Below are 14,618 nucleotides of genomic sequence, written 5' to 3'. Positions count from 1 at the left end.
ACCCTTCGCCCCCCCCCCCAACGACCCCCCTCAGGTGTTTCTCTCGCACAACCGCCCCAGGCAAAATTGGGGGGGGAGAGAGGGGGGGGGGGGGAGGGGGCTCGGCGCCAGGGTTCCCCCCCCCACCGCGAAGTGTCTCCGGCCTTCACTGGTGGCGAGGGCGAATTGTGGGCGTTCGGTCCTAGGCTGAAGGGGTGATCACCCCGAGCTTGTTCCGCGCGCTGCGCCCCGGTCCCGTCGAGGTCGACGGCCGGACGTGGTCCCTGACCGTCCACGAGCTCGGCGTACTGCGGGTTCCGAGTGGCCGGCTCGAGGCATCCGACCCGTTCGTGACACTGGGCGAGGGCCCGGTGGTCGACGTACCGCCGGGGGACTATCCGGCGTTCGTCACCGTCGCGGACGTGTCCGACGCCCAGGACGGCAGTCACCTGCGCGAGGCGTACCTGTCGCTGCTGGTGGCCGAGGGCGAGGTCGCCAGGGTCGAGGCGGCGACCAGTGGGGACGAGGAGCTCGACGAGGACGAGTTCTGGCTGGTCCCGGTCGACGCCGGCACCGTCGCCTTCGCGGATGCCGAGGCGGTCCGGACCAAGATGCCGGAGGGGGACTGGTACGAGGACCTCTTCGAGAACGGCGACGACGACAGTTGGTTCGCGCTGATGGACGCGCCCGACCATCTGCGCGAGGGCTGCGCCAACATCGTGTTCCCGCTGGCCACGGAGGGTGAGAATCTCGTCCTCGCACACTCCGGCTGGGGTGACGGAGCGTACCCGGTGGTGCGCACGGTGGACGCCGCGGGCCGCACGCTCGGGATCCATATCGACCTGCTGGTCGTGGGTCCGGAGAGTGACGACTGATCCACCCCACGTGATCGGCACGCGTCAGGTTGCCCTGTGGATATGGTCAATCGGGTGTCCGAACGCTGGTATTCTTTGGATGTGGCCCGGTCCATCGACCGGGCTCGTTGCTTGACTCCAGCGGCAAGAGCCGGGGTCAAGTGCAATCGCATCGCCCTCCTGCCACGGAAAGACCGTGGCCGCCAAAGTCCGAAGGAGGTGGAGTTCGCGCATGCGTCGTTATGAAGTCATGGTGATTCTCGACCCGGAGCTCGATGAGCGCACGGTCGAGCCGTCCATCGACCAGTACCTGAACATCGTCCGCAAGGAAGGTGGCACCGTCGAGAAGCTCGACATCTGGGGCCGCCGCAAGCTTGCGTATGACGTCAAGAAGAAGGCCGAAGGCATCTATGCCGTCATCGACCTGACCGCGGAGCCCGCGGTGGTGAAGGAGCTCGACCGTCAGCTCACGCTGAACGAGTCGATCCTCCGCACCAAGGTCATCCGGCCGGACCAGCACTGAGCCTGGGGTCGTCAGCAGCCATCGGTACTGTCGGCACCAGCCGGTACCAATAGCTGTAGACACAGTCACACCCGAAAGCAGGAGGAACGGCAATGGCAGGCGAAACCGTCGTCACACTGGTCGGCAATCTTGTCGACGATCCGGAGCTCCGGTTCACGCCGTCCGGTGCGGCCGTCGCGAACTTCCGGATCGCGTCGACCCCACGGACGTACGACCGGCAGTCCGGTGAATGGAAGGACGGCGAATCGCTGTTCCTGAGCTGTTCCGTCTGGCGCCAGGCCGCGGAGAACGTGGCCGAGTCGCTGCAGCGCGGAATGCGCGTGATCGTGCAGGGCCGGCTGAAGTCGCGCTCGTACGACGACCGTGAGGGCCAGAAGCGCACGGTCTTCGAGATCGATGTCGACGAGGTCGGTCCCAGCCTGCGCAGCGCCACCGCCAAGGTGACCAAGGCCATGCGGTCCGGTCCCGGTGGCGAAGGCGGCGGCGGCAACTTCGGTGGTGGCGGTGGCGCACCCCAGGGTGGCGGGAACTTCGGCGGTGGTGGCGGCCAGGGTGGCGCCGCTCCGCAGAACGACCCCTGGGCGACCCCGCAAGGCGGTGGCGGCCAGGCCGCCCCGCAGAACGACCCCTGGGCCAGCCAGGGCGGCGGCTCGATGGAGGAGCCCCCGTTCTGATCCGGCCCTCGGATCGAGACCTGTAAGACAGACCATTCCGGCATCCGTGCCGGGCTCTAGTAGGAAGAGAGCACCACAATGGCCAAGATCATTCGGAAGCCGAAGAAGAAGGTCTGCGGCTTCTGCAAGGACAAGGCGACGTACGTCGACTACAAGGACACCGCGCTGCTGCGCAAGTTCATCTCGGACCGCGGCAAGATCCGCGCCCGCCGGGTGACCGGGAACTGCGTGCAGCACCAGCGCGACGTGGCCACCGCTATCAAGAACGCTCGTGAGGTGGCTCTGCTGCCCTACACGAGCACCGCTCGCTGAGGGAGGTCCGACACATGAAGCTCATTCTGCAGCAGGAGGTCGAGGGCCTCGGAGCCCCCGGCGACATCGTTGAGGTCAAGGACGGCTACGGCCGTAACTACCTGGTTCCGCGCGGTCTGGCCCTCGGCTGGACGCGGGGCGCCGAGAAGCAGATCCAGTCGATCAAGCGGGCGCGTGACGCCCGGGCGATCCAGGGCAAGGAGCACGCGAGCGAGGTCAAGAACCAGCTCGAGCAGCTCACTGTCTCGCTGGGCGTCAAGGCCGGTGACACCGGTCGTCTGTTCGGTTCGGTGACCCCGGCCGACATCGCCGGTGCGATCAAGTCCGCCGGCGGCCCGCTGGTCGAGAAGCGCGCGATCAACATCGCGTCGCCGATCAAGACCACCGGCAAGCACCAGGTCTCGGTCCAGCTGCACCCGGAGGTGGCCGCTACGGTCCGCCTCGAGGTCGCGGCCGGCTGACCCAGGCACCAAGCGCAAGGCCCGCGTTCCCTTCGGGGACCGCGGGCCTTCGTGTCTTCTCGGGCGCCTGTTCAGCCCTGTTTCGGGCCGGGCCAGGCCGGCGGCTTGGGATCCTCGTCGCCACCGACCGCGCCGGGCTTCTCGATCTTCGGATACTGCGCGCTGACCGGATCGCCGGAGGCCCCGCCGTCGTCCGGCTTCTTGATCTGCGGGTACTTGTCCGGGCCCGGATCGTCCTCGGTCGCCATCGCCGGGCTCAGGCAGGCGGCAGCGGCCAGTACGCCGGTGGCGACGGCCGCCAGCAGCCGCTTCACTTCTTGGCCAGGGCGTAGACGACGGAGTCGTGCAGGATGATCGCGTGGCTGCCGGCGATCCCCCACGGCCGCGCGGTGTCGGTCGCCAGCGTGGTGGGCTTGCCGCCCGGCGTGATCGCGATCAGGTTGCTGCCGGTGGTGCCGAAGATCGTCGTACCGGTGATCGAGTAGGGACGGAAGTTCGGCAGGATCGAGGTCCGGCCGTTGCTGAAGTTGATCAGGCACGCGCCCCAGGCCGCGATCTTGCGGTTCGGGTCGGGCAGCCACTGCCAGTTCTGCGCCTCGTTCACGTTCGTCGCACGACAGGTGGCGACGACCGCGCCGGTCGCGGTGGACTGGACGGTCGGGATCACCTCGTCCTTCTTGCCGTTGGTGTAGAACGACAGGACGAGCTCCGGGCTCGCGGCAACCACCCGCTCGACGTCCTTGCCACCGCCCGGCGTCTTCAGGTCGACCTCTTGCAGTTCCTTGCCCGGCTCACTCCAGTACAGCGGGCCGGCGTACCGGGCGAACAGCGCCTTGGTGCCCTGGGCAAGGAGCACAGTGGACAGCCGCGGCTGATTCGGGACCGTCTGCAGGACCTTGCCGGAGACAACGCTGGCGCCGGCGTCACCAGCCAGGTCGACGAGGGGCGACGTACCGAAGAACTGGACGGCCGACGAGTTCGGCAACTCGACCTCGATCGCCTCGAGACCGTCACCAGGCCAGTAATACAAGGTGTCTTCGGACGCGACGGCCAGCACGCGCTTGGAGTCGACGGTCGTATAGACCGGGCTCTCGGCATCGTTCGGAACCTTGTCCTGCCACTTGACCTTGCCGTCGCTGTCGAAGACCGCGATCTTGTGATCGGGAGTCAGTACGGCGACCTCGTTGCCGTCCGGTGAGATCGCCGGAGTGGTGTTCGCGGCGATGTCGACCGACCAGTCCGCCTTGGTCGTCCAGCCCGGTGGGACCGGGCGCGCGGAGAACTGGTCCGGCGCGACGCTCGGCTCGGGCAGCGGTGGCAGCTTGCCCGGCTCGGTCTTCGCGGCCGGCGGACCACCCGAGTTGCGGAACACCTTGAGGTACAGGACGGTGCCGAAGATCAGTACGCCGGCCAGCACGAACGCGACGATGATCGGCCAGATCGGCTTCTGAGCGTTACCGCCACCTCCGCCTCCGCCTCCGCCGCCGCCACTGCGCTTGCGGGTCTGGGCCTCGACGGCCTCGACCTCACCGTCGGGGTGGATGACCAGCGGCCACGACGTGCCGTCGGCCTCGACCGCGGTCGCCTTCATCGCCCGGCCCAGCTGCGCGGCGCGCTCGGTCACCAGTGCGATCGCGGCCTGCCGCGGATCGTGGTGGTTGACCGGGTGACTGCGGCCTGCGATCTTGACCTCGGCGTTGTGGTCGTCGTAAAGCCGAATCGTGACCTTTGGCCAGGACGGGATCTTCTCAGCCACGACGACCTCTCATTACAGCCACAGATCTCCCTCGTTCATCCGGAGCCGACGCACTCGTTCTAGCATGTCCCCCGCACCCGAAGGCATGCCAGGAGACTTCCGGCAGGCAGAAACCCCGTGAGCCCGGCGGCTCCGCTGACCCCGACAAGGGGGTAGAAACATCCTCGCCTGTGGATGGGTCACGAACGTACACCCGGAAAGCGAGACAATACTGTGGGCGACAGTCAGTGACGCAGCGGGAGAGGAGGTCTCATGACGCAGAACCCGTGGACTCGGCAGCAACAGCCGGAGCCGGGTCCGCTACCGGGACCTGCCCCGGCTGCGAACGTGACGCCGCGGGGGCCGTCCGCCCCCCAGCACGGTGTTCCGGCGCCCGCCGAGGACCAGCGGCTGCCGAAGTTCGCGATCCCGGCCGCCGACACCCTGTGGTGGGTCGGCGTGCACGGCGGTTCCGGCGAGTCGACCATGGCGCAGTTGCTTCCGGGGACCCGGGCAGCCAACCACCGCTGGCCGATCCCGCCACCTCCGGTGCCGACCCCGGTGATCCTGGTCGCCCGGACCAGCGGCTCCGGCCTGCGGGCCGCCCAGCGGGCCGCGACCGAGTGGGCCTCCGGAGTGGTCCAAGGTGTCGCAGTGCTCGGCCTGGTGCTGATCGCGGACGCCTCGGGCCGGTTGCCCCGGGTGCTCGACGACTTCGCCGACATCGTCGGCGGCGGCGTCCCCAGAGTCTGGGACATTCCCTGGATCGAGGAGTGGCGCAGAGGGGAGGCTCCGTCGCCCGACAACACCCCCGACGAGGTTTTCGAAGTTCTTGAATCCATCTACGCTCTTCGCGCGTCAAACCCAGCGGACTATCCCGCCCCGTACTGAAAGGCTCTACTGCGATGATGTTGGCACACCTGATCACGGAGGTTCCCTCCATGCTCCCGCTCGGCGGCCAGCGGCCCCCGGGTGCGGAGAAGCTCGATCTCGTCATCGACTGGGTGCGCTGGATCGCCTTCACCATCTGCGTCCTGGGCATCCTGATCGCCGGCGCGATGATGGCGGTCGGTCAGCGCCGTGGTGAGGGTGGCGAGCACGCTGCCCGGCTCGGTTGGGTCCTGGCGGCCTGCATTGTGATCGGTTCGGCGTCGCTGCTCGTCGGCGCGCTCAAGGGCAGCTGACGGTATTCCCGACGGGAGTCTGATCGACGGTGGGGTTGTTCAGCAGGAGTTCCGGCTCCGACGACGATGGCGGCGGTGACGGCGAGTCGACCGGCTTCTGGCAGGAGCGAGGGTTCGTCGCCGCCGCGGTCGTGCTCGGTGCGGTGGTCATCTGTCTGGTGCTGTGGGTGGTCACCCGAGGCTCCGGTACGCCGGACGCGCAGCCGCGGCCGACGCCGGTGCCGACGGTCTCCGAACCGACCAGTGGGCCCACGGACGAGCCGACCGGACCCGCCACGCCGACCGATGACCCGACCGCAACGCCGACGGCGCCCAAGCCGCCGGTCCTCGGGTCCGGTGGCTGCAAGACGGCCAACCCGCCGCAGGGCATTCCGCGGGTGGCGCCGGTCGGTGTCACCTGGCAGTTCGAGGACGACATGCTGTTCCCGGCCCAGCAGCAGGCCGGCCCGGCAGCGATGGACCGCAACGGGGTTCGCTCCTGTTTCGCCCATTCGCCGACCGGCGCGGTGTTCGCGACGTTCGTGCTGCTCGCCCAGATCAAGAACCCGGCGCTGACCGCGGACGTGCTGGCCACCCGGGTCGCCCCGGGACCGGGCCGGAACGCGGCCGTCGCGCAGAACCGGGCCACCCCGACGCCGCGGGACGAGAACCAGTCGGGCCAGTTCGCCGGCTTCAAGGTGATCGACTACCAGCCGGACCGCGCGATCATCTCGATCGCCGTCCGGTTCGACGAGCGCACGGTCGGCGCGCTGCCGGTCACCATGATCTGGAACGGCAAGGACTGGCAGGGCAAGTTGCAGGCCGACGGCAGCTTCAACGGCAGCACCCAGCCGGACCTGCTCGGATCCCTGGAGAGCTACGTCGGATTCCAGGGGGCGTGATGATCGTTCTCGGTTGTTCGCTCGCGCCCTGGGACTGGGACGACTGCGTCGAGGAGTTCCTCGGCGAGGTGGTCCGCCGGACGCTCACGCCGATCTTCAAGTTGTTGCTCAAGGCAATCGCCGACGTCGTCATCGAGGCCGTCACCGCGGTGCTGAAGGCGGTCGGCTTCCTGTGGGTCTACCTGCCCACGCCGCAGGCCGACAACAGTGGCGCGGTCTCCTGGATCCACGACCGGACGACGTACATCATGCTCTCGGTCGCGACGATCGCGGTCATCGTCGGCGCGATCCAGATGGCGATCTCGCACCGTGGTGAGCCGCTGCGCGACATCCTCAAGTCGCTGCTCACGATGGTCGTGGTCAACGCCGGGCTGCTGTCGGTCGTCTCGGCACTCACCCAGTACGGCGACCAGTTCTCCCGGTGGGTCATCGACGAGGCGCTCGCCTCCGACAAGGCCGAGCACCACGACTTCCCGACCATGCTGACGAAGGTGATGGTCGATCCGCTCAAGGATCCCGGGGAGTTGCTGGGGTTCGCCCTGGTGATCTTCATCGGCATCCTGATGGTGATCACGGCGATCGTGCAGCTCGCGCTGATGATCGTCAGATACGCGATGCTCGTGCTGCTGGCCGGAATCTTCCCGTTGACCGCCGCGGCGACGAACACCGAGATGGGGATGATGTGGTTCAAACGGTCCCTGGCCTGGCTGGCCGGATTCATCATCTACAAACCCGTGGCCGCGTTGATCTACGCGGCCGCCATCTTCATGATCCATACGCCGACGGTCCCCGCCGGGGTCACGGCGGAGAAGGGGACACCGCAGCTGATGAACATCATCATGGGCGTGACCATGATGCTGCTCGCCGTGGTCGCACTACCGGCCATTCTCCGTTTCGTCTCGCCGAAGACGTCCTGACATGAGCCCCCTCATCCTGATCCCGCTCTGCGGAAGCTGGCTGGACTGTGTGTGGCAGGCCATCAAGGACTGGGTCGGCGACCAAGTGAAGTGGTTGATTGGCATGATCTTCCAGCCGATTCTCGACGCGATCTCCTCGGCCGTGACGGTGATCATGGGGACGATCGGCACCTTCTGGGTCTACGTCCCGACCCTGCCGGTCGGGACCGACACGATGGGTAACGATCCGGGCCGCCCGGCCGCCGGGACGGTGCAGTGGATGTGGGACCACACGCAGTACATCGCGTTCTTCGTCGCGGTGATCGGCGTCCTGGTCGCGTGCATCAAACTCGCCTACACCCAGCGCGGCGAGTCGGCCCGCGACATCCTCCGCTCGCTGATCACGCTCGGCGTCGCGTCCGCGCTGGCGGTCGGCGTCTGTCAGGCACTGATCGAGTTCGGTGACCAGTTCTCCCGGTGCATCGTCACCACCTCGCTGATCGACAAGGCGGACAGCCCGTGGAAGTGCGATCCCGGCGACCTGGTGGCAGCCGCCGCGGACGGCAAGGCGAAGAGCTTCGGCGGCGCGATGACCGCGATGCTGTCGGTCTCGGCGACGGTCGGCCCGATGGGGATCGGGCTGGCGATCGCGATCGGCATCCTGGCCATCCTGGCCGGCGTCATCCAGATCGTGATGATGGTGGTGCGCAGCGCGCTGCTGATCCTGCTGGTCGGCATGCTGCCGATCGCGGCCGCCGCGACGCACACCGAGATGGGCCGGAACTGGTTCAAGAAGCTGCTCGGCTGGATGTTCGCCTTCGTGCTCTACAAACCGGTGGCCGCGATCATCTATGCGACCGCGATCAGATTGACCTCGAACAACGGCCAGGGCCTGAACGTCAACACCGGCGGCGAAGCGGCGAGCTCGGTGATGAACATGGTCACCGGCCTGACCCTGCTGGTGCTCGCTTTGTTCGCCCTGCCCGGCCTGATGCGGTTCATCGTGCCGATGGTCGCGGCGACCGCGGGTCAGGCCGGAGCCGGCATGATCGCCGCCAAGATGGTCGGTGCGGACAAGCTGGCCGGCAAGATGCAGGACTCGATCAGCGAAGGCAGTAGCGGGAGTGAGGGCGGCGGCGGTGACGGCCCGACCGGCTCCCAGAACGTCGGACGGGCCCGGAACCAGCCGCAGAGTTCGGGCGGTCAGAGCGGCGGCGGTGCCGGTCAAGGCGCCGGCGGCGGAGCCGGTGGTGGCCAAGGTGCTGCCGCGGGTGCCGGCGGTGGCGGTGGCGGCGGTGCAGCAGCCGGAGCAGCCGGCGGTGGCGGTGGAGCGGCGGCCGGTGGTGGTGCTGCAGCCGGTGGTGCCGGTGCGGCGGCCGCGATGGGCCCGGCAGCCGCGGTGGCGGCTCCGGTCGCGATCGTCGCGGCTGGGGTCAAGGCGACCAAGCAGGCCGGCGAGATGGCCGCGCAGGAGACCCTCGGCGACGACGCACCGCAGGGGTCCGGTGGTGGCGGTGAGAGCCAGGGCGGCAGCGGTGGTGGCGGCGGGAGTGGCGACGGACCGTCGGGCAGTGGAGGATCTCCCCGGGATGTGAACCGGGACCGGCAGCGCGAGCAGCACCAGTTCCGCGACGACGACAGACGAGATTCGGACGGACCACGTGGCAGCAGCTGACAACGTACGAAGCGCTCCGCGCACCTACGGCAACTGGCGGCAGCCCGCCTCGGCGGGCATCGCCGGCCTGGGGTCGCTCGGTACCGCCATCATGATGGGCGGCCTGCTGGCGACCATCTTCTCGATGATGGCCGGCGGCCTCATCGGCGCGGTGATCTGCCTGCTGGTCGTCGGGGTGATCCTGCTGCTGCTGATGACCAAGGACAAACACAACCTGTCCGCCCTGCAACGGCTCTCGACTCGCATTGGATGGCAACGAGCAAAGATGGCGAAGCACAACATCTACCGTTCCGGTCCGCTCGGCCGCACCGCCTGGGGCAAGTTCCAGATCCCCGGACTGGCCGCCGCCTCCCAGCTGAGCGAGTTCAAGGACTCGTACGGCCGGCCGTTCGCGCTGCTGTTCTACCCGAGCACGCGGCACTTCAGCGTCGTGATCAACGCCGAGCCGGACGGCGCGTCGCTGGTCGACGAGGAGCAGATCGACATCTGGGTCGCGCACTGGGGCCAGTGGCTCGCGTCGCTCGGCCACGAGCCGGGCATCGTCGCCGCCTCGGTGACGGTCGAGAGCGCGCCCGACACGGGCATCCGGCTGCGTCGCGAGGTCAACCACAACGTCCAGCCCGGTTCACCGGCGATCGCGCAGGCGATGCTCGCCGAGGTCGTGCAGAGCTACCCGGAGGGTTCGGCGCTCGTGTCGGCCCGGGTCGCGCTGACCTTCAAGGGAACCGACCGCAACGGCAAGCGCCGCAAGGAAGAGGACATGGGCCGCGAGCTCGCGTCCCGGCTTCCCGCGCTCACCCAGAGCCTGAACGCCACTGGCGCCGGTGCGGCCCGGCCAGTCACCGCGCAGGAACTGTGCGAGACGATCCGGATCGCCTACGACCCGGCGTCCGCCGTACTGATCGATGAAGCGCGCAGCCAGGGGATGGCGCCGGAAATGCAGTGGACCGATGTCGGTCCGGCCGGTGCGCAGGCGTTCTGGGACAAGTACCGGCACGACTCGGCTTGGTCGGTGACCTGGCAGATGACGCAGGCACCGCGCGGCGAGGTGTTCTCGTCGGTGCTGTCGCAGCTGGTCGGTCCGCACAACGACATCGACCGCAAGCGCGTCACCCTGCTCTACCGGCCGCTCGACGCGGCCACCGCGGCGCGCATGGTCGAGGCCGACAAGCGCAACGCGTCCTTCCGCGCCACGACCACCAACCGGCCCTCGGCCCGGACGATGGCCGAAGCCCGTGCGGCCGACCGGACCGCGCAGGAAGAGGCGCGCGGGGCCGGCCTGGTGAACTTCGGCATGGTCGTCACCGGAACCGTGATGACCGCCGAGCAGATCCCGGACATGATCGCCGCCATCGACAACCTGGGCGCGACCGCGCGGGTGCTGCTGCGACCGGCGTACGGGTCGCAGGACTCGGCGTTCGTGGCCGCGCTGCCGCTCGGCGTCGTGCTGCAGAGCCACCTGGCCGTCCCGGCCGGTCTGCGGGAGTCGCTGTGAGCAAGAAGAACCAGAACCCGACCGACCCCTCCCGGGGCGGCAAACGGCCGATGCCGCGCGGCTGGGCTGGGCCGGCGGCCGGCTACTCGACGTACGTCCAGGCTCCGCAGGAGTGGCGCGGTACGACGGTGCAGGTGTGCGGCATGTGGCCGTTCTCGGCCGGTACCGGCAGCCCGATGGTCGGCGTACCGATCGGCCGGAACATCCTCTCCGGCGCCACCATGTGCTGCGACCCGATCAGCTGGTTCATGCGCGCCAAATTGATTTCCAACCCGTCAATGTTTGTTTTAGGAAAGCCGGGTCTTGGTAAATCTACAATAACCCGCAGAATGGCCTTGGGATTAGCCGGTTATGGTATTCAACCATTAGTTCTCGGCGATCTCAAACCGGATTATAAAGACCTGATCGAGGCGCTTGGCGGGCAGGTCATCCAGCTCGGGCGTGGCCGCGGGCACCTGAACATCCTCGACCCGGGTGAGTCGCGCGAGGCCGCGCTCCGGCTGACCGGCAAGGCCCGCGAGGCGATCCAGGCCGACGCCCACGGCCGTCGGCAGACGATGGTCTCGGCGCTGATCTCGATCATGCGCTCGGCCCCGCCGACCGACCGCGAAGAGACGATCATCGACGAGGCGCTCAAGGTCCTCGACGAACGCCACACCGGTACGCCGGTGCTGCGCGACCTGCTGAAGGTGGTCCAGGACGCGCCGGACCGGGTCCGCAACGTGGCCCTGGACCGCGGCAGCCTGGACCGCTACCGGCAGATCACCGAAGGCCTGGAGGCCTCGCTGATCGGTCTGGTCGGCGGTGGCCGGCTCGGTGAGATCTTCTCCGAGCAGACCGACAACCCGATGAAGATGGACCGGCCGGTCGTCTTCGACGTCTCCAACATCGACGACTCCGAGACCAACCTGCAGGCCGCCGTACTGCTGGCCTGCTGGTCGTACGGGTTCGGTGCGGTCGCGGTCTCGCAGGCGCTGGCCGATGCCGGCCTCGAACCGCGGCGGCACTACTTCGTCATCCTCGACGAGCTGTGGCGGGTGCTGCGCGCCGGGCGTGGTCTGGTCGACCGCGTCGACGCGCTGACCCGACTGAACCGGCAGCGTGGTGTCGGGATGGCGATGATCTCGCACACGATGTCCGACCTGCTCGCGCTCGAGCACCCCGAGGACAGGATGAAGGCCAAGGGCTTCGTCGAGCGGTCCGGCATGGTCATCTGCGGTGGTCTGCCACGCGCCGAGATGGAGAACCTGAACGAGGTCGTGCCGATGTCGGAGGAAGAGCGGAACATGCTCATCGGCTGGCAGGACCCGCCCGCGTGGGACCCGGCCACCGGCGAGGAGGCCGCGCCTCCCGGCCGAGGCAACTTCCTGGTCAAGGTCGGTGGCCGCCCGGGCATCCCGGTGCACGTCGGCCTCACCTCGGTCGAGCGCGAGATCAACGACACGAACAAGCTCTGGCGGACCGGTGCCGACGGGCGGCCGTTGAAGGTCGAGGTCGCCGCGGACGGGACCGAGGAGGTCGTCGAGGAGTACAGCTTCGACGACCCGGCGATGCTGCCGCCGCCCGACCCGACCACGCGGGTCGTCGCACGGACGGAGCCGGCACGGACGGAGACAGGAAGCCATGGCTGACGGCAAACGCACCACCGGACCGGGCGGACTATCCGTCGAGACGGTCCTGATCTTCATCGGCTGCGGGCTCTTCGCAGTCATCGTCGGCGGGGTCTGGGGTGCACTCAAGGCCGCCGCCGCGATCGACGGCACGCGCGCCGTACCGGGTAACCCGGTCAGCGCACTGTCCCAGTTGATCCAGGGCCGGCTGCGCTGGTCCGGCGCGGCGACCGGCGTACTGATCCTTGAGATCGTGCTGCTGATCCTGATCGCCGGCGCGGTCTGGTTCCTGCTCCGGCGCCGCCAGGAGTCGGTCGGCCGGGTCGACAAGCAGGCGTTCCTGATGTCGAAGCGGTCCGAGATCTACAAGCTCACCCGTGAGGGCGCGCAGGGCATCGCGAACCGGCTCGGCGCCGGGCACGCCGGCCCGGGCATCCTGATCGGCCGGACCGTCCGGGACAACCTCGAGGTCTTCGGGTCCTGGGAAGATATGCACGTCGACATCTGGGGACCCCGCACAGGAAAAACTACGTCGCGCGCCGTACCGGCGATTCTGGACGCTCCTGGTTCCGTGGTCGCCACCTCGAACAAGCGCGACATCGTGGACGCCACCCGCGGCCCGCGGCTCGACAAGGGCCCGGTGTGGGTGTTCGACCCGCAGGAGGTCTGCGAGGAGCCGCCGAACTGGTGGTGGAACCCGCTGACCTACATCACCGACGAGACCAAGGCACGCGAGATGGCGGAGCACTTCGTCGCCTCACAGCGTCAGGTCGGTGCTCAGACCGATGCGTTCTTCGACTCCGCCGGTACCGACCTGCTGGCCGGCCTCCTGCTCGCTGCGGCGGTGGCCAAGCGTCCGATCACGCAGGTCTACACCTGGCTTGCGGACCAGCGCAACGACGAGCCCGAGCGCATCCTGCGCAACACCCCGGGTCTGCAGTTGTCGGCCGACGCACTCTCCGGTGTCATCAACGCACCGGACAAGCAACGCGCCGGTGTCTACGGCACCGCGCAGCAGAGCGCGCAGTTCCTGGTCAACCGCAAGGTGACCCGCTGGGTCATCCCACAGGGGCCGAACGACACCCGTCCGCAGTTCAACCCGCACGAGTTCGTCCGCCAGGGCGGCACGCTCTACAGCCTCTCCAAAGAAGGAGCCGGTACGGCGGGGCCGCTGGTCACCGCGTTGACCGTCGCCGTTGTGGAGGCGGCCGAGGAGTTCGCCAAGGGCTGCCCGATGGGCCGGATGCCGAACCCGCTGGTCGGCGTACTGGACGAGGCGGCGAACGTCTGCCGCTGGAAGAACCTGCCCGACCTCTACAGCCACTTCGGTTCCCGCGGCATCGTGCTGATGACGATCCTGCAGTCGTGGGCGCAGGGCCAGGAGTGCTGGGGCGAGCACGGCATGGAGAAGCTGTGGTCCGCGGCCAACATCCGCGTGTACGGCGGCGGCGCGTCCGACGCGAACTTCCTCGAGCGGCTCAGCAAGTTGATCGGCGACTACGACATCATTTCCAGCTCGGTCTCGTACAACAAGGGCGAGCGCGGCACCAGCCGGCAGACGCAGCGGCAGAACATCCTCGAGATCTCCGACCTCGCGTCGATGCCGCCCGGCCGGGCCGTGGTGTTCCCGTCCGGGATCCCGGCCACCATGGTGAAGACCGTGCCGTGGTTCACCCGTGCGGACGCCGGAGTGGTCAAGGCGTCGTTGGCGAAGTACGACCCGGGTGCGAAGATTCCGCAGGTGTCGCAAGGCGGGGCCGGAGCGAACCCGTGGGTGACCGGTGGTCAGCAGAGCGGTCCGCCGCCGCTGCCGACCGGCGTACCGGTGTGGGAGCAGACAGAGGAGCAGCGTCGTGGATGGTGAGCAGGAACTCTTCTACCCGCATGTCGCGGCGTTCGTCGAGGACCGGTTGATCTACCTGTACTCACGCCGGATCGGGCAGCAGTACGTGTGGTGCCCGGAGTGGTTCCGGCACGCCGAGGCACTGAGCCGGCTGGACTCGATCTGGCGCGCCTGGGAGCACCTGCGGCTCGACCCCGCGACCGGTATGTCGGTCTGGTGGCGGGACCACGCGGATCCGCACATGATGACGCTGCTCGACCCCGACGGCCCGTTCGCGGCCTGCCGGGGCACGCACACCGACTACCCGATCCCGCCGCTCCCGGTCGAGGAGCCGCCGGCCGGCCTGTTCTTCGACCAGCGCCAGCCGAACGTCCGCGGGATCTAAGTGTCCTGAGGCAAAACTTCGACGGCACCGGAGCCGCCCAGGCACGCACCTCGCCGCGTTGGAGAAGCGTCCACGATGAACACCGCATCGAGGACGCTTCTCCGCCTTGCG

17 protein-coding genes are annotated in these 14,618 nt (G+C 68.4%); 14 read left to right on the top strand and 3 right to left on the bottom strand.

Annotated features, from left to right (window positions below; genetic code table 11):
• The first annotated feature begins 194 nt into the window (after positions 1 to 194).
• The 5 genes from ACFVWG_RS15960 to rplI all read left to right on the top strand — a co-directional run bounded on the left by ACFVWG_RS15960 (position 195) and on the right by rplI (position 2,803).
• The gene (locus tag ACFVWG_RS15960) at positions 195 to 854 is read left to right on the top strand and encodes a DUF4241 domain-containing protein (RefSeq protein WP_391544029.1); all 660 of its coding nucleotides are present in this window, start codon (positions 195 to 197) and stop codon (positions 852 to 854) included.
• A gap of 211 nt (positions 855 to 1,065) precedes the next feature.
• A complete protein-coding gene (rpsF, locus tag ACFVWG_RS15955; RefSeq protein ID WP_132211461.1) occupies positions 1,066 to 1,356 on the top strand; it encodes a 30S ribosomal protein S6 in 291 nt (96 codons plus the stop codon).
• Between the two features lie 92 nt (positions 1,357 to 1,448).
• Complete coding sequence (locus ACFVWG_RS15950) at positions 1,449 to 2,030, top strand: single-stranded DNA-binding protein (RefSeq protein WP_391544028.1); 582 nt, start codon at positions 1,449 to 1,451, stop codon at positions 2,028 to 2,030.
• A 78-nt stretch (positions 2,031 to 2,108) separates the two neighbouring features.
• Positions 2,109 to 2,342, top strand: a complete 234-nt coding sequence (gene rpsR / locus ACFVWG_RS15945; protein WP_012924539.1) for a 30S ribosomal protein S18 — start codon at positions 2,109 to 2,111, stop codon at positions 2,340 to 2,342.
• 14 nt (positions 2,343 to 2,356) lie between these two features.
• Positions 2,357 to 2,803: a 50S ribosomal protein L9 gene (gene rplI / locus ACFVWG_RS15940; protein ID WP_391544027.1), complete on the top strand. Its 447-nt coding sequence runs from the start codon at positions 2,357 to 2,359 to the stop codon at positions 2,801 to 2,803.
• 71 nt (positions 2,804 to 2,874) lie between these two features.
• On the opposite strand, the gene ACFVWG_RS15935 is transcribed toward rplI, so the two are convergent.
• Both ACFVWG_RS15935 and ACFVWG_RS15930 read right to left on the bottom strand, forming a co-directional pair.
• A complete protein-coding gene (locus ACFVWG_RS15935; protein WP_391544026.1) occupies positions 2,875 to 3,117 on the bottom strand; it encodes a hypothetical protein in 243 nt (80 codons plus the stop codon).
• On the bottom strand, positions 3,114 to 4,559 hold the full coding sequence (locus tag ACFVWG_RS15930) for a hypothetical protein (protein ID WP_391544025.1): 1,446 nt from the start codon (positions 4,557 to 4,559) through the stop codon (positions 3,114 to 3,116). Before ACFVWG_RS15930 ends, ACFVWG_RS15935 begins: the two co-directional genes overlap by 4 nt.
• 252 nt (positions 4,560 to 4,811) lie before the next feature.
• On the opposite strand from ACFVWG_RS15930, the gene ACFVWG_RS15925 reads away from it, so the two are divergent.
• From ACFVWG_RS15925 to ACFVWG_RS15900, 6 genes are read left to right on the top strand one after another with little or no spacing between them, the layout of a single operon-like run.
• The gene (locus ACFVWG_RS15925) at positions 4,812 to 5,429 is read left to right on the top strand and encodes a DUF6668 family protein (protein ID WP_391544024.1); all 618 of its coding nucleotides are present in this window, start codon (positions 4,812 to 4,814) and stop codon (positions 5,427 to 5,429) included.
• A gap of 17 nt (positions 5,430 to 5,446) precedes the next feature.
• Positions 5,447 to 5,722 (top strand): conjugal transfer protein TrbC, encoded by a 276-nt coding sequence (locus ACFVWG_RS15920; protein ID WP_391544023.1) that lies wholly within the window; start codon positions 5,447 to 5,449, stop codon positions 5,720 to 5,722.
• Positions 5,723 to 5,751: 29 nt separating this feature from the next.
• Positions 5,752 to 6,603 (top strand): hypothetical protein, encoded by an 852-nt coding sequence (locus ACFVWG_RS15915; RefSeq protein ID WP_391544022.1) that lies wholly within the window; start codon positions 5,752 to 5,754, stop codon positions 6,601 to 6,603.
• Positions 6,603 to 7,520 (top strand): hypothetical protein, encoded by a 918-nt coding sequence (locus ACFVWG_RS15910; RefSeq protein WP_391544021.1) that lies wholly within the window; start codon positions 6,603 to 6,605, stop codon positions 7,518 to 7,520. The genes ACFVWG_RS15915 and ACFVWG_RS15910 overlap by 1 nt, the downstream gene beginning before the upstream one ends.
• Before the next feature lies 1 nt (position 7,521).
• Positions 7,522 to 9,174 carry a hypothetical protein gene (locus ACFVWG_RS15905; protein ID WP_391544020.1) on the top strand — a complete coding sequence of 551 codons (1,653 nt, stop codon included), beginning with the start codon at positions 7,522 to 7,524 and terminating at the stop codon, positions 9,172 to 9,174.
• Entirely contained in the window at positions 9,161 to 10,669 is a 1,509-nt protein-coding gene (locus ACFVWG_RS15900; RefSeq protein ID WP_391544019.1) for an SCO6880 family protein, read from the top strand. The genes ACFVWG_RS15905 and ACFVWG_RS15900 overlap by 14 nt, the downstream gene beginning before the upstream one ends.
• 82 nt (positions 10,670 to 10,751) lie before the next feature.
• Here ACFVWG_RS15900 and ACFVWG_RS15895 read toward each other — a convergent pair whose 3' ends face one another.
• Entirely contained in the window at positions 10,752 to 10,919 is a 168-nt protein-coding gene (locus ACFVWG_RS15895; RefSeq protein WP_391544018.1) for a hypothetical protein, read from the bottom strand.
• 79 nt (positions 10,920 to 10,998) lie between these two features.
• On the opposite strand from ACFVWG_RS15895, the gene ACFVWG_RS15890 reads away from it, so the two are divergent.
• Genes ACFVWG_RS15890 through ACFVWG_RS15880 form a run of 3 tightly spaced genes read left to right on the top strand, consistent with a single transcriptional unit; the run spans position 10,999 to position 14,507 of the window.
• Positions 10,999 to 12,300 carry an ATP/GTP-binding protein gene (locus ACFVWG_RS15890; protein WP_391544017.1) on the top strand — a complete coding sequence of 434 codons (1,302 nt, stop codon included), beginning with the start codon at positions 10,999 to 11,001 and terminating at the stop codon, positions 12,298 to 12,300.
• Complete coding sequence (locus ACFVWG_RS15885; protein WP_391544016.1) at positions 12,293 to 14,143, top strand: type IV secretory system conjugative DNA transfer family protein; 1,851 nt, start codon at positions 12,293 to 12,295, stop codon at positions 14,141 to 14,143. Before ACFVWG_RS15890 ends, ACFVWG_RS15885 begins: the two co-directional genes overlap by 8 nt.
• Complete coding sequence (locus tag ACFVWG_RS15880) at positions 14,133 to 14,507, top strand: DUF4913 domain-containing protein (RefSeq protein ID WP_376033766.1); 375 nt, start codon at positions 14,133 to 14,135, stop codon at positions 14,505 to 14,507. The genes ACFVWG_RS15885 and ACFVWG_RS15880 overlap by 11 nt, the downstream gene beginning before the upstream one ends.
• Positions 14,508 to 14,618: the final 111 nt, after the last annotated feature.

The sequence above is a fragment of the Kribbella sp. NPDC058245 genome (assembly GCF_042882005.1).
Classification (GTDB): domain Bacteria; phylum Actinomycetota; class Actinomycetes; order Propionibacteriales; family Kribbellaceae; genus Kribbella.
This window is presented reverse-complemented; position numbering and strand designations above follow the sequence as displayed.